This window comes from Parabacteroides caeci, assembly GCF_023656795.1.
GTDB lineage: Bacteria > Bacteroidota > Bacteroidia > Bacteroidales > Tannerellaceae > Parabacteroides > Parabacteroides segnis.
Map to the genome: position 1 here is coordinate 84,430 of NZ_JAMOKT010000021.1, position 12,114 is coordinate 96,543.

Annotated in this window: 13 protein-coding genes and 1 pseudogene; 10 read left to right on the forward strand and 4 right to left on the reverse strand. The window is 45.3% G+C overall.

The genetic code is table 11. From position 1 onward, the window contains the following. The first annotated feature begins 8 nt into the window (after window positions 1-8). Window positions 9-485, forward strand: coding sequence for a 2-C-methyl-D-erythritol 2,4-cyclodiphosphate synthase (ispF, locus tag NBH15_RS12435; RefSeq protein WP_009859958.1), 477 nt, complete (start codon window positions 9-11; stop codon window positions 483-485). On the opposite strand, the gene NBH15_RS12440 is transcribed toward ispF, so the two are convergent. After that, window positions 463-2,373 (reverse strand): sensor histidine kinase, encoded by a 1,911-nt coding sequence (locus NBH15_RS12440; protein WP_250822778.1) that lies wholly within the window; start codon window positions 2,371-2,373, stop codon window positions 463-465. The genes ispF and NBH15_RS12440 overlap by 23 nt on opposite strands. A 131-nt stretch (window positions 2,374-2,504) precedes the next feature. On the opposite strand from NBH15_RS12440, the gene NBH15_RS12445 reads away from it, so the two are divergent. The 5 genes from NBH15_RS12445 (at window position 2,505) to NBH15_RS12465 (ending at window position 8,339) form a co-directional block, all read left to right on the forward strand. Continuing rightward, the gene (locus NBH15_RS12445) at window positions 2,505-2,849 is read left to right on the forward strand and encodes a translation initiation factor (RefSeq protein ID WP_046146108.1); all 345 of its coding nucleotides are present in this window, start codon (window positions 2,505-2,507) and stop codon (window positions 2,847-2,849) included. Window positions 2,850-3,226: 377 nt separating this feature from the next. Beyond that, entirely contained in the window at window positions 3,227-6,490 is a 3,264-nt protein-coding gene (locus tag NBH15_RS12450) for a UvrD-helicase domain-containing protein (RefSeq protein ID WP_250822779.1), read from the forward strand. Between the two features lie 129 nt (window positions 6,491-6,619). Further along, window positions 6,620-7,294: a phosphatidylserine decarboxylase family protein gene (locus tag NBH15_RS12455; protein ID WP_009859954.1), complete on the forward strand. Its 675-nt coding sequence runs from the start codon at window positions 6,620-6,622 to the stop codon at window positions 7,292-7,294. 22 nt (window positions 7,295-7,316) lie between these two features. Then, window positions 7,317-8,012: a CDP-diacylglycerol--serine O-phosphatidyltransferase gene (pssA, locus tag NBH15_RS12460; protein ID WP_250822780.1), complete on the forward strand. Its 696-nt coding sequence runs from the start codon at window positions 7,317-7,319 to the stop codon at window positions 8,010-8,012. Between the two features lie 57 nt (window positions 8,013-8,069). Continuing rightward, a complete protein-coding gene (locus NBH15_RS12465) occupies window positions 8,070-8,339 on the forward strand; it encodes a DUF4834 family protein (RefSeq protein ID WP_244050594.1) in 270 nt (89 codons plus the stop codon). A gap of 69 nt (window positions 8,340-8,408) precedes the next feature. Here the strand turns inward: NBH15_RS12465 and NBH15_RS12470 are convergent, their stop codons facing one another. Together NBH15_RS12470 and NBH15_RS12475 are read right to left on the reverse strand one after the other, a co-directional pair. Next, window positions 8,409-8,849, reverse strand: coding sequence for a nucleoside deaminase (locus tag NBH15_RS12470; protein ID WP_044215086.1), 441 nt, complete (start codon window positions 8,847-8,849; stop codon window positions 8,409-8,411). Beyond that, window positions 8,846-9,073 carry a hypothetical protein gene (locus NBH15_RS12475; RefSeq protein WP_009859950.1) on the reverse strand — a complete coding sequence of 76 codons (228 nt, stop codon included), beginning with the start codon at window positions 9,071-9,073 and terminating at the stop codon, window positions 8,846-8,848. The genes NBH15_RS12470 and NBH15_RS12475 overlap by 4 nt, the downstream gene beginning before the upstream one ends. Before the next feature lie 68 nt (window positions 9,074-9,141). Here NBH15_RS12475 and NBH15_RS12480 point away from each other — a divergent pair, with 68 nt between their 5' ends. From NBH15_RS12480 to NBH15_RS12495, 4 genes are all read left to right on the forward strand, one after another. After that, window positions 9,142-9,507 carry a YraN family protein gene (locus tag NBH15_RS12480; protein ID WP_186961078.1) on the forward strand — a complete coding sequence of 122 codons (366 nt, stop codon included), beginning with the start codon at window positions 9,142-9,144 and terminating at the stop codon, window positions 9,505-9,507. 21 nt (window positions 9,508-9,528) lie between these two features. Then, window positions 9,529-9,882 carry an MmcQ/YjbR family DNA-binding protein gene (locus NBH15_RS12485; RefSeq protein ID WP_128135153.1) on the forward strand — a complete coding sequence of 118 codons (354 nt, stop codon included), beginning with the start codon at window positions 9,529-9,531 and terminating at the stop codon, window positions 9,880-9,882. After that, complete coding sequence (locus NBH15_RS12490; protein ID WP_250822781.1) at window positions 9,875-10,627, forward strand: biotin--[acetyl-CoA-carboxylase] ligase; 753 nt, start codon at window positions 9,875-9,877, stop codon at window positions 10,625-10,627. The genes NBH15_RS12485 and NBH15_RS12490 overlap by 8 nt, the downstream gene beginning before the upstream one ends. Before the next feature lie 62 nt (window positions 10,628-10,689). Continuing rightward, complete coding sequence (locus NBH15_RS12495) at window positions 10,690-11,559, forward strand: endonuclease/exonuclease/phosphatase family protein (RefSeq protein ID WP_250822782.1); 870 nt, start codon at window positions 10,690-10,692, stop codon at window positions 11,557-11,559. A 222-nt stretch (window positions 11,560-11,781) separates the two neighbouring features. Here the strand turns inward: NBH15_RS12495 and NBH15_RS12500 are convergent. Continuing rightward, a pseudogene (locus NBH15_RS12500) lies at window positions 11,782-12,114 on the reverse strand (transposase); the annotation flags it as partial.

The following is a 12,114-nucleotide window of genomic DNA, read 5'->3' on the forward strand; positions in this document are numbered from 1 at the left end:
TGAAAATTATGAAGATACGGGTTGGTTTCGGCTATGATGTGCATGCGTTTGTCGCTGACCGTGAGTTATGGTTAGGAGGGATTCGAATCGAACATTCAATGGGGTTGCAAGGGCATAGCGATGCGGATGTGTTGATACATGCCATTTGTGATGCTTTATTGGGGGCTGCCAATATGCGCGATATCGGTTATCATTTTCCTGATACGGCTGAAGAGTATGAAGGCATTGACAGTAAAGTTTTACTATATGAAACAATGGAGTTGCTTCGTGATGCCGGCTATACGTTAGGTAATATAGATGCAACGATAGCAGCTGAAAAACCGAAATTGAATCCGCATATCCCGCTGATGAAACAGACATTGGCTGAAGTGATGGGAGTAGATGCAGAGGATATATCCATCAAAGCGACTACCACGGAAAAGCTGGGCTTCACCGGACGCCAGGAAGGAATTGCCGCTTATGCTACTGTCTTGATTCAGAAATGACAATGTCTTTATGATGAACTTCACAGGGGATGGTGAACCAGAAGGTGCTTCCTTTCCCCTCTTCCGATTCGACTCCGATCTCTCCGTTCAGACGTTTTACAATTGTCAGGCAGATAGATAATCCCAGTCCTGTACCTTGTATGAAATTGTCGAATTTGGCAAAACGTTCGAACACGTGCGGAAGGTTTTCTTTGGAAATACCTTTGCCGGTGTCGGAAACATAAAAACGCAGGCCGCCCTCTATTTCTTCATATCCCATTCTTATAGTTCCTCTGAAAGTGAATTTGCAGGCATTGGTCAGAAAATTGGTTATGACCTGTGTCAGGCGTGTCTTTTCCGAATAGATAAAACAGGGATGTCCGGGTATTGAACATTCCAGGGTTACTTCCTCCTTTGTCCGGCTTTTGAATGTCTGCGCCAGTGTTGTGAGCAACGAAGAAACATTGATGTTGGAAAAGGTAAATTCCAACTGGCCGGCCTCTATCTTTGATAAATCCAGTATGTCGTTGACCAGTTGGAGCAATAGCTCGTTATTGGTCTCGATGATATTACAGAATTGGGCAGTGTCTTCCGGACTTTCCAAATGGGCGATCAGGTTGGAGAAGCCGACGATGGCATTGAGCGGAGTGCGTATTTCGTGGCTCATGTTTGCCAGGAACGCAGATTTCAGCCGGTTAGCCTCTTCCGCTTTTTCCTTTTCGCGGCGTTCATCTTCCTGTTTTAGTTTCTGGATATAAAGCCGGAAGCGCAGGACGGCAATTGTCGCCAGCAGGATAATGATTGCAAATGCACTGAACAGATGTATTTTATATTTCTGAAAGAATGTCGGTGGCTGCTGGTAATAAATGGCATTGGGTGGAAAGCGGGACGGTTCGATGCCGTGGTTGAGCAGATGCTGGTAATTGAGATAGGTGTGCGGCTCCCCTCCGATATGGGTTTGGATATCCCGGGCTGCGGTTCCTTGCCATATTAACCGGACGGTGGCAATAACAGATTCGCTGAAATCATTTTCCGAGATATAATGTCCCCCGGCAAAATTGCCGGTCTCGATGTTCAGGTCTGCCAGAAGATAGACCGGTGGCAGGGAAAAGCTGTTGGTCATCTTTTGCACGTTATCGATCAGGTAATGATTCTCTTTGGAGTTCTTGAAGACAAACCAGGAGTAATAGATGATGCCTGCTTTCTGGTCATATATACTTAAGCTGTCCAGCAGATTTTCGGTAGAGAGGGCTGGAGTGGACAACACTTCCAGTTTTAACTCGGGATAATTTGCCTGTATTGTTTTTGAAAGCTCCTGCTTGGTATATAAACTGATGTAGCGGTTGTCGCAAATAAAGATTATTTTTTTCAGTTCAGGCTGTAGCTTCTTTATTGTTTCAATGGTCTCTTTTACGAAAAGGGGCTGGATCAGTCTGGTTGTATTGTATCCTTTTATCTCATCTTCCGTAAGAGCCATATGTTCGATAGTTTCCAGGTCTCTTTTCAGTAAATATTCTATTTTTATCGGGACCAGTTCCTGTGAATGGCAGATGATGGAAGGTACATTTTTCCATTCATTATCAAAAAGGGGACGGCAGAGCAACCAGGCCGGATCGCCTATGCAAACAACGACTTTGGGAGGGGTGGGGTATTTATTACGTAATATTTCCAGTTTCTCATTTACATCTGTCGTATCTTTTATAGCAGGGATAGATAACTCCTCGCCAAGCACTGTTATATGTTCCTGGGAAAAAGTCTTATTGATTGCTTCGTAAATACCTTGCGTCCATACTTCGTTAAAGTTGATGGAATGGATAACTAAAATATAATCGTCCTTATCGTCCGGCAGGGCATACATGGAACGATCAATCAGTAGTATAAGGGATAATATGAAAAAAAGTCTTTTCATACGAACTAGTGTGATAATTAAAATAGTTATGAAAATCAGTCTGTTTCAAGCAAAGATATGTATTATTCTCCGTTCTTTTGCTTATCCCGCTGTTAATTTGTAGTTTTGAACCAAATAAAATGTAATGAATTATGAAGAATAATGACTGGAAAGACCGTTTGGGGGTGATGTATTCCACCAATCCGGATTTTCAATATAATACAGGGGATGAGGTAGAAGAAGATACACTTCCCAAAGAGAAACAACAATTGCGTATCTCGCTGGACAAGCGGAACCGGGGTGGTAAAGCCGTTACATTGGTGACCGGATTCCGTGGTACGACAGAGGATATGGAGGCTTTAGGTAAATTCCTGAAGGTAAAATGCGGGGTAGGCGGTTCCGCTAAGGACGGAGAAATCATCGTACAGGGAGATTTGCGTCAGAAAGTACTTGAAATCCTCCAAAAGGAAGGCTATGTAAAGAGCCGGATTATTTGAGGAGATTCAATATTTGTCAGGTTTGAATGTAGTGTCGTTGGTCGGGGCGATTCGCGAACCGCCCTTACGGTGTCAATGTAAGCCTGTAAGGCTTTAACAAACCAGCCCAGGGTTCTAACCCTGGGTTTATGAAAACCCGCTCCTGTCTTTCCGCCCTGTAGGGACGGGACAAGATAAATATCAACCTTTTCAATCTTGTCGCACCCCTACAGGGTGCCTCAGAAAGAGAAGGATTCAAGGGGACCCAGGGGTAGAACCCTGGGCTAGTTTGTTACAGGCCTACAGCCTGAAGACACCGTCGCTAATTGGTTCAATTCAATAATTAGCATATAGCTCAATTTTTTCTAATTTAAAACCTCTCATTAATAATTAAAACTATGCTGACTGTTTACAGAGCCTCGGCGGGAGCCGGAAAAACCCATAAGCTGACTGGTGAATACCTGACCTTGCTGTTTGGCGGGACGGGAGCTTATCGCCGTATCCTGGCGGTGACGTTTACCAATAAGGCTACCGATGAGATGAAAGGCCGTATTGTGGAGGAACTTTACAACCTCTCTTCCGGTCGTAAGTCTGATTATGTGGAATCTTTGCGGGCTACCTATGCGCTGACCGAAGAACAAGTCCGTAAACAGGCAAAAAAGATATTAACCGATATCCTGCACGATTATTCGGCATTCAATATCAGTACCATCGACCGTTTCTTCCAGCAGACTATGCGTGCTTTTACCCGTGAAATAGGTTTGCAGGGCGGCTATGGCATTGAAATGGACCAGGAGCTGGTGCTCACTTCAGCTGTCGATAACCTGCTGGCGGATCTTGAAAAGCCGGAAAGCAAGAAACTGTTAGGCTGGCTGCTTCGTTTCGCCGAAGATAAGATAGAGAATGGAGGCGAATGGAATCTCCGTAAAGATATCATGTCGTTGAGCCGTGAAGTTTTTAAGGAAAGCTACAAGGCTTCCAGTGAAGAAGTGGCTAAAGATATTGAGGATAAGGAAGCACTCGAAAACTATAAAAATGAATTATTCGGTATTATCCGTTCGGTAGAAGCCGAAGCGAAACGATTGGGCGAGAGCGGTCTTGCTTTACTCAATAAGTATGCTATCCGTACAACCGATTTTAAGGGAGGAAGCCGTTCTCCGCTCACCCTGCTGGACCGTCTGGCGAAAGGCGAGATGAAAGAGCCGACAGCCACCTTTATCGGCCTAGCCGATAATCTGGAAGGCTGTTTTACCAAAACAACTCCGATAGGAATGCGTCAGGTCATCGGTTGTGTTTTTGAAGACGGTCTGAATGATTGTATCAAACGTATCATCGCCCTGTTCTCTAATCTGACCGCTTATAATACGGCCCGTGAAATCGTACGTTATTATTATACTCTGGGTATCCTGACCGACGTTTCCCGCCAGATAGCCTCCTATCGGGAGGAAAAGAATGTCATGCTGATTGCCGATACGACCGAGCTGCTGAATAAAGTGATCGGAGGCAGCGATGCCCCGTTCATCTATGAAAAGACCGGTACGCACGTCGATCATTATATGATTGATGAATTTCAGGACACCAGCGGTATGCAATGGAACAACTTCCGTCCGCTGATCGAAGAAAGCCTGGCACACGACCGGGCCAATCTGATTGTGGGAGACGTAAAACAAAGTATCTACCGCTTCCGCAACTCCGACTGGAAATTGCTGGATGAACAGGTGCAAGCCGATTTCTCGCAGGAAGAAGTACAGGAAGAAACATTGAAGGAAAACTGGCGCAGCTGCCGGAATATCGTTGAATTTAATAATACGTTCTTTACCGCTATCCCCGGTGTCTTGCAAAGCGTATATAACGAAAGCCTGCTGACCTCTTCGCTGAGTGAAGAACAGCGTGCCGCCTATCTGACAAAGATCATGTCGGCTTATACGAAAAGTTATCAACAGGTTCCGCCGCCGTTCAAACAGAAAGACGGCCATGTCAAAATAGAATTTCTTGCCGGTGATGAAGAGAAAGACTGGAAAGAAGAGGCCCTGGACCGTCTGCCCGGTGTGGTGGAACAATTACAGGATAACGGTTATGCCCTGAAGGATATCGCCATTTTGGTCCGTACCAATATGGAAGGGGCGATGGTGGCTGAAAAGCTGCTTTCTTATAAGGAGGCAAACCCTTCCGACCGTTATCATTACGACATAATCTCCGACGACGCCCTGTTTGTCAGCGGATCGCCGGCAGTCCGTTTTATGGTTGCCTTGTTACGGTATCTGAGAAATCCGGAAGATAAAATCAATGAACAGACAGCCTTGTACTCTTACCGGATTTTACAGGGAGCGACGAAAGACGAGAATCTCTCGGAGGCATATTCCGTAACCGTTTCCGGTCTGGCTTTTCCGCCGGAGATTGCATCGGAGTTGCAGACTCTTTCCCGCCAGTCGCTGTATGAAATATCAGAAGGACTTTTCCGTCTTTTCTCCGGAGAATTTCAGGATAACGAACAGGTCTTCGTTCAGGCGTTTCTCGATATGGTATCGGAGTATACCCAAAAAGAAAGTGCCGATCTGACTCGCTTCCTGAAATGGTGGGATGAGACGGGATACCGTAAAACAATCGCTACCCCGGATGCGCAGAATGCCATCCGTATCCTTACCGTCCATAAGTCGAAAGGACTCGGATTCAAGGTCGTCATTATCCCGTTCGGTGACTGGGAGATAGACCATAAGCCCAGCAAACCGGTTATCCTGTGGTGCAAACCGGAAACCAAGCCGTTCAACCGGCTGCATCTGGTTCCTGTTCGCTATAGCCAGTCGCTGGGGAATACCATTTTTGCGGAAGACTATTTCCGTGAGCGATTGCATGCTTTCATTGATAATCTGAATACATTATATGTCGCTTTCACCCGCTCCAAAGACGAACTGATCGTTTTTGCTCCCCGTCCGAAAAAGATAAAGGAAGAGACCGGCGAAGTCGAAAAGATCTCTTCCATGGCCGATGCTTTATGGGCAGGCTTGTATCTGGAGGTGAAGGATACCCGGGAAGGAGACGCGCTTGTTTCATTGCCTTCTTCTTTTGATACGAAAGAAGGGATCTTTGAACTGGGTAGTTGGTGGCATCCCGCGGTAGCCAAGCAGGATGGACACAGTCCCGAGGAGATCGCGATGGCTCGTATCAACTCTATTTCCCCCGACGACCGTTTACAGCTTCGTCTGCATGGCAAAGGCTTTTTCTTTGATAATGCCCGTCGTAAACACGGTGCCCTGATGCACGAGGTGCTCAGTCAGATACGGACACAAAAAGATATCCCCGCGGCCGTCGAAAGCTATCGTTTGGCCGGTGTCATCAATAAGGATGAAGCAGAGTCGCTGATTGTCCGGCTGGAAGAATTGCTGGAAATGCCGGAAGTGCATCCTTGGTATGACGGGACGGCCCGTGTGCTGAATGAAGTCGATATCCTTTTCGGAAAAGGATTGTCCAAACGTCCCGACCGGGTCATGATATCGGAAGATAAAGTCGTGGTGATCGACTATAAATTCGGTGAAATTCAGGATAAGAGATATCATAACCAGGTGAAGAATTATATGAAACTGATCCGGCAGATGGGATATGAAAAGGTAGAGGGTTACCTGTGGTATGTGGAACTGGGAACTATCGAATCTGTAGACAGTTGATGACTCCCGGTTGACAGTCCGGCTTCGCATCTGTCCGCAGTCAACTGATTTGTCATCTTATTTGTTTTGTTATTCCGTAAAAATGAATACTTTTGCAAATTGTAATAAAAACGCAGTTTAAGAAGAAGGATGAAAGTACATAAAGAAGGAACAGGCCTGCTACTTACGTTATTTACGGTTTTATTTGTCGTAAATGTCGCATTATACCATACCGTAGGTAAGGGAGTGCTGTTCTATTCTGTTGCGACAGTTTCGACTATTCTTTTCCTGCTGATCCTGAATTTCTTCCGCAGTCCGTTTCGTCGTTTCCCTTACGACTCTGAAGGTCTGGTGATTGCACCGGCCGACGGTACGATCGTAGCAATCGAGGAAGTGATGGAAAACGAGATCCTTCACCGGAAATGTTTGCAGATATCTATCTTTATGTCCGTGTTTAACGTACATGCCAACTGGTTTCCGGTAAACGGCACTGTGAAACATGTCTCTCATAATAACGGACGGTTCATGGCGGCCTATTTGCCGAAGAGCAGTACCGAGAACGAACGTTCGGCCGTTGTTATCACAACCAAGAATGGGGTGGATGTACTGGCACGCCAGATTGCGGGAGCACTTGCCCGGCGTATTGTTACGTATGCCAAGGTTGGAGAAAAATGTCACGTGGATGAACAGATGGGTTTTATCAAATTCGGGTCGCGTGTAGATGTTTATTTGCCGGTGGGAACCGAAGTCTTGATTGAGATGGATCAGAAGGTGACCGGTAACCAGACACCGATTGCACGGTTAAGCAAATGCCCGTGCGAATAGAATCCGGAAAATATACGAAAGAATGAATATAAGAAAGCATATTCCCAATACAATCACTTGTTTGAGTCTTGTATCAGGATGCATCGCCACTGTGATGGCTTTGCAGGATAATTATTTGTGGGCTGCCATATGGATCATCATTGCTGCCGTGTTCGATTTTCTCGACGGCTTTGCCGCCCGTTTGCTGAAGGCTTATTCTCCGATGGGAAAAGAGTTGGACTCATTGTCGGATATGGTGAGTTTCGGAGTGGCACCCGGTATGATCGTATTCTCCATGCTGGGACAGGCAAGCCTCCCTTTAGTCGAGATAGGGCGTTATATTCCTTATCTGGCTTTCGTGATTCCTGCTTTCTCCGGTTTGCGTCTTGCCAAATTCAATATTGATGAGCGGCAGACAACTTCATTTATCGGTATGCCGGTTCCGGCACATGCGTTATTCTGGGCTTCGGTCGGATATTCATTGTCCCCTTTGAGCCAGGCGAATAATGTCTTATTTATTGTGGTTACGCTGGTGGTGGCGTTGGCTACCTCCTTATTGCTTGTGTCTGAGATCCCTATGTTCTCGTTAAAGATCAAGTCGGTTGCATGGAAAGGTAATGAAAGACGCTATATATTAGTGGGTTGCGCAGTCCTGTTCGTTGCCTTTTTCGGTATGCTTGGTATAGCGGGAACAATTCTTCTCTATATCCTCTTGTCTATTTTTAACAAAAGACAATAAACAAGAGGTCTGGTCTATGTGTTTCTCTTATAAACCAACTAAGTAACGAATAATATTATGTTTAAGTTTTTGTTTGTAATGTTTTTCTTCTTCATCCTGTTAGTATTCCTGATGGGTTTCTCTATCCTGCGTACATTTAAGAATATGTTGTTTGGTAGCGGAAGCAGCAATGCAAAGAAAGGGGAACAGCGTCGTCAGACAAGTAGTTACTCCGGTGGGCAGCGTCAGTCGCATGATACCGCAGAGGAAGATTATGCCGCAGCCAATCGCAAGAAGATCTTTACTAAAGAAGAGGGCGAATATGTCGATTTCGAAGAAGTAAAATAAGTATATACAATTTATTCAGGAACAGATTACACGGTTATGAAAGCCACGTAATTTGTACCTGATTTGTTTTTATCTGCGTGACTTAAAGAATTTCTGCATCTCTTCCGCACACTCTTTCTCCATTACTCCCTTTTTTACTATCGCTTTGGGATGGAAAGCCTTCGGCGCATATTGCTGAAAGCCTCTTTTCTCGTCGCTTGCCCCATATACGATGGTGCTGAGTTGGGACCATCCGATGGCGCCGGCACACATGATACAGGGTTCTACCGTTACATAAAGACTGCAATTAGTCAGATACTTGGCACCCAGTACGCCTACGGCTGCCGTAATGGCCAACATCTCCGCATGGGCGGTCGGGTCGTTCAGCCGCTCCGTCTGATTATGGGCTCGGGCAATAATCTGATTGTTACATACAACAACGGCCCCTACGGGCACTTCTCCTTCGTCGGCGGCAGCACGTGCCTCCACCAACGCCTGTTTCATAAAATATTCGTCGTTAAATGGATTCATCTTCTCATTTCTGTTTCCTTGAAGAGGGTAGGATAATCCTCCTCCAGTGTCTTGAGTATATGTGAAAGGATTGTCTCCCGGTACCAGCGGGATTTGTTTTCGATATTATATCTGGCAAGATAGCGGTCGACAGCCTTCTGCTCTTCATCGTTGAGCATAAAAGTAACCTTATGCACCCTCGGGCGATTGGGTTGGGGTGGTGAATATTTCCGTTTTAATGCCATATTGTGCAAATGTACAAGTGAAAGCCCAAATAAAAAAGAAAAACAGTATATTTGTGCAAATTAATAAGATGGCTGAACAAAACGATTTAGGCAGGGATGGTGAAGCAAGGGCACGCGATTATCTGATCCGTCAGGGCTACACGATTTTGCATACCAACTGGAGATGGCATCATTACGAACTGGATATTGTTGCCGTCAAGGAGAAGGAACTGGTTGTCGTAGAGGTGAAAACCCGCTCGGAAGATTATCTCCTTTCGCCCGAAGAAGCTGTCGATAATAAAAAGATCAGGCGTATTGTAGCGGCGGCAGATGCCTACGTCCGTTATTTTAACCTGGATTTGCCAGTCCGTTTCGACATCATCACCCTGGTAAAAGGGAAGGATGGTTTCCGGATCGAGCATATAGACGATGCTTTCTACGCTCCGTCCCGATAAAATAGAAAACAGAGAAAACGTATGAATATAGAAGAAGCCCGTGAATATTGTTTGTCGTTGAAAAACGCTACCGAGTGTTTTCCTTTCGATGATGTCTCGCTCGTCTTTAAAGTGGAGAACAAGATGTATGCCCTTTTGCCCCTGGACGCAGAGGAGCCGTATATAGCCTTGAAATGTAATCCCGACTATACGGAAGAATTGCGCGACCGTTATGCAGCAGTCGAGGGAGCTTATCATTTTAATAAGAAATACTGGAACGGGGTTTATCTGGAACGCGACATGTCCGACGACGATATCCGCCACTGGATTCGCCATTCCTATCGTGAGGTAATAGCCAAACTACCGAAGAAAATAAGAGAAGCATACGATGAATGAAGAAAATGAACAGCCGCGTATTATCCGGCTCGAAGAAACAACCTCTACAAATAATTATCTCCGCGGACTGGTAGGAAAAGAACCCTTACCGGAAGGGAGTATCGTTGTTACAGAATACCAGACAGCCGGACGGGGTCAGGTCGGTAACACCTGGGAGTCGGAACCGGGAAAGAATCTGATGTTCAGCGTTATCCTGTATCCGGATTTTCTTCCGGCTAATCGTCAGTTCCTGATCTCTCAGATAGCCGCACTGAGCGTAAAGGAAACGCTTGATGCTTATGTGGACGGTATAACGGTGAAGTGGCCGAACGACATTTACTGGCATGACCAAAAGATATGCGGCATGCTGATCGAGAACGACTTGACAGGGCATTCCCTGTATTGTTCCGTGATAGGTATCGGTATTAATATAAACCAGCGGGAGTTTCTGAGTGATGCTTTGAACCCTGTTTCACTGGTACAGATAACGGGTCGGGAATATGACCGGGAGGAAATCCTGAACAGTTTCCTGAAGCGTCTTTACGACCGCTACCTCGGTCTGCTCCAGGAAAAGGAGGAAGAGATTCGGAGTGCTTATATGGCAGCCCTGTATCGTGGTGACGGCTTTCATCCTTACTGGGATGAACAAGGTGTCTTCCGAGCTTGTATCCAGGGAATAGAACCCACAGGACACCTGATTCTGAAAACGGATAACGGAGAAGTGAGGCGCTATGCATTCAAGGAAGTGTCGGTGGTAAACACTTAAAAATAGCACTTTGGGGGCACTTCTCTAAATAACATAGTATTAATCTAATATCAGAAATAACAATGAAACAGTTATCTAATAACAAATGTATTCTCTTCCTTTTTGCATTATTCTTTATTTCCGGTCTGAATGCTCAGACTTCAAGTACCTATGAACGTGACTGGCGCACCGACCGTCAAAAGATAAAGATCATCTCCTACAACATCATGGATGGTTTCAGCAACGGTTCGGATAAGGATCGTATCGCCCGTTTTACCGCCTGGGTCAAAGAACAATCCCCCGATGTACTGGCCTTGAACGAACTTTGTGGCTTCACCGAGGCGAAACTGAAAGAACTGGCAGCTTCTTATGGTCATCCTTATGCCGCAATCGTAAAGGAAAACGGCTATCCGGTCGGGCTTACTTCGAAAACGCCTATCAAGGTTGTCGACAGAAAGATTGACGGTTACGGCCATGGCCTGTTACATTGCAAAGTCCTGAATATGGATTTCCTGGTGACGCATTTGAATCCTCATGATCGGTTAAAACGCAAAAAGGAAGCCGATAATATTATCAATTACATCAATAAAAATCAGTTAACCAATTGCCTGTTGATGGGTGATATGAATGCCCATTCTCCTTTCGATGCCTCATGGACGGATGAACATCTGGAGAATTATGCTGTGATTTCTACTTTTATGGCAGCTTCGTTGCATGACATTTGTTATATGTTCACTCCTGATAACCAACGTTATTCTTACCCTACCCGTATATTAACCAGTTCACCGAAAGGAGAGGCGCTGCGCCGTCAGCAGGAGCGAATCGATTTCATATTTGTAACCGACAACCTGCGTCCTGATTGCGTAGATGCACAGATTTATAACGGTCCGGACAACGATTATCTTTCCGATCATTACCCGATAGGGATCAGTATGTTCATACCCAAAGAGTAGTTACAAATAAAGTTTCTTGAGATGTGGTGTCACTCGCTATACTTCGGATGCTTATGTCGTTATAAAAGAGTGAATTATGATGGTGATGCTGAGGTGTTATTCAGCGTCACCATTGTTATCTTATAGCGCCGCTTATCGTTCCTTTGAAGCTTAAATTCCCACACTATTATGTTTAAGGATGTAGTATAGTATTAATAGTCCGTTAAAAATTCAACATATCGGCTAAGCGGCTTCTGCCACTATGCCAAAGAGTTCTTTGATAAGTTTAGTATTAAAAGTTCTGTTCGGTTTCAGACCGGACTTGCTAAAAAATCTTTTGAGCATATAAATATTACTCAGATAGGCCTTTAGCAGTCCGATGGAAAGCGACGGATAGTATCGTTGCCGCATGACCTTTGCGATGTTTACCGAGGCCAGTGAAGCATTGAAAGCGAAGTCGAGTTTCCTCAAGTCTCTTGCCTGACAATCATTGAGTCCGGTAAACTGCTTGGAATCCCGAAAGCAAAACTCAATCTGGAATCGTGTACGGTAGTATTCGATGATGTCTTTGTCCGA

Bases quoted from the DNA above. Each gene is read 5' to 3' on its own strand.
- ispF (WP_009859958.1), top strand. From the start codon at position 9: ATGAAGATACGGGTTGGTTTCGGCTATGATGTGCATGCGTTTGTCGCT.
- NBH15_RS12440 (WP_250822778.1), bottom strand. From the start codon at position 2,373: ATGAAAAGACTTTTTTTCATATTATCCCTTATACTACTGATTGATCGT.
- NBH15_RS12445 (WP_046146108.1), top strand. From the start codon at position 2,505: ATGAAGAATAATGACTGGAAAGACCGTTTGGGGGTGATGTATTCCACC.
- NBH15_RS12450 (WP_250822779.1), top strand. From the start codon at position 3,227: ATGCTGACTGTTTACAGAGCCTCGGCGGGAGCCGGAAAAACCCATAAG.
- NBH15_RS12455 (WP_009859954.1), top strand. From the start codon at position 6,620: ATGAAAGTACATAAAGAAGGAACAGGCCTGCTACTTACGTTATTTACG.
- pssA (WP_250822780.1), top strand. From the start codon at position 7,317: ATGAATATAAGAAAGCATATTCCCAATACAATCACTTGTTTGAGTCTT.
- NBH15_RS12465 (WP_244050594.1), top strand. From the start codon at position 8,070: ATGTTTAAGTTTTTGTTTGTAATGTTTTTCTTCTTCATCCTGTTAGTA.
- NBH15_RS12470 (WP_044215086.1), bottom strand. From the start codon at position 8,849: ATGAATCCATTTAACGACGAATATTTTATGAAACAGGCGTTGGTGGAG.
- NBH15_RS12475 (WP_009859950.1), bottom strand. From the start codon at position 9,073: ATGGCATTAAAACGGAAATATTCACCACCCCAACCCAATCGCCCGAGG.
- NBH15_RS12480 (WP_186961078.1), top strand. From the start codon at position 9,142: ATGGCTGAACAAAACGATTTAGGCAGGGATGGTGAAGCAAGGGCACGC.
- NBH15_RS12485 (WP_128135153.1), top strand. From the start codon at position 9,529: ATGAATATAGAAGAAGCCCGTGAATATTGTTTGTCGTTGAAAAACGCT.
- NBH15_RS12490 (WP_250822781.1), top strand. From the start codon at position 9,875: ATGAATGAAGAAAATGAACAGCCGCGTATTATCCGGCTCGAAGAAACA.
- NBH15_RS12495 (WP_250822782.1), top strand. From the start codon at position 10,690: ATGAAACAGTTATCTAATAACAAATGTATTCTCTTCCTTTTTGCATTA.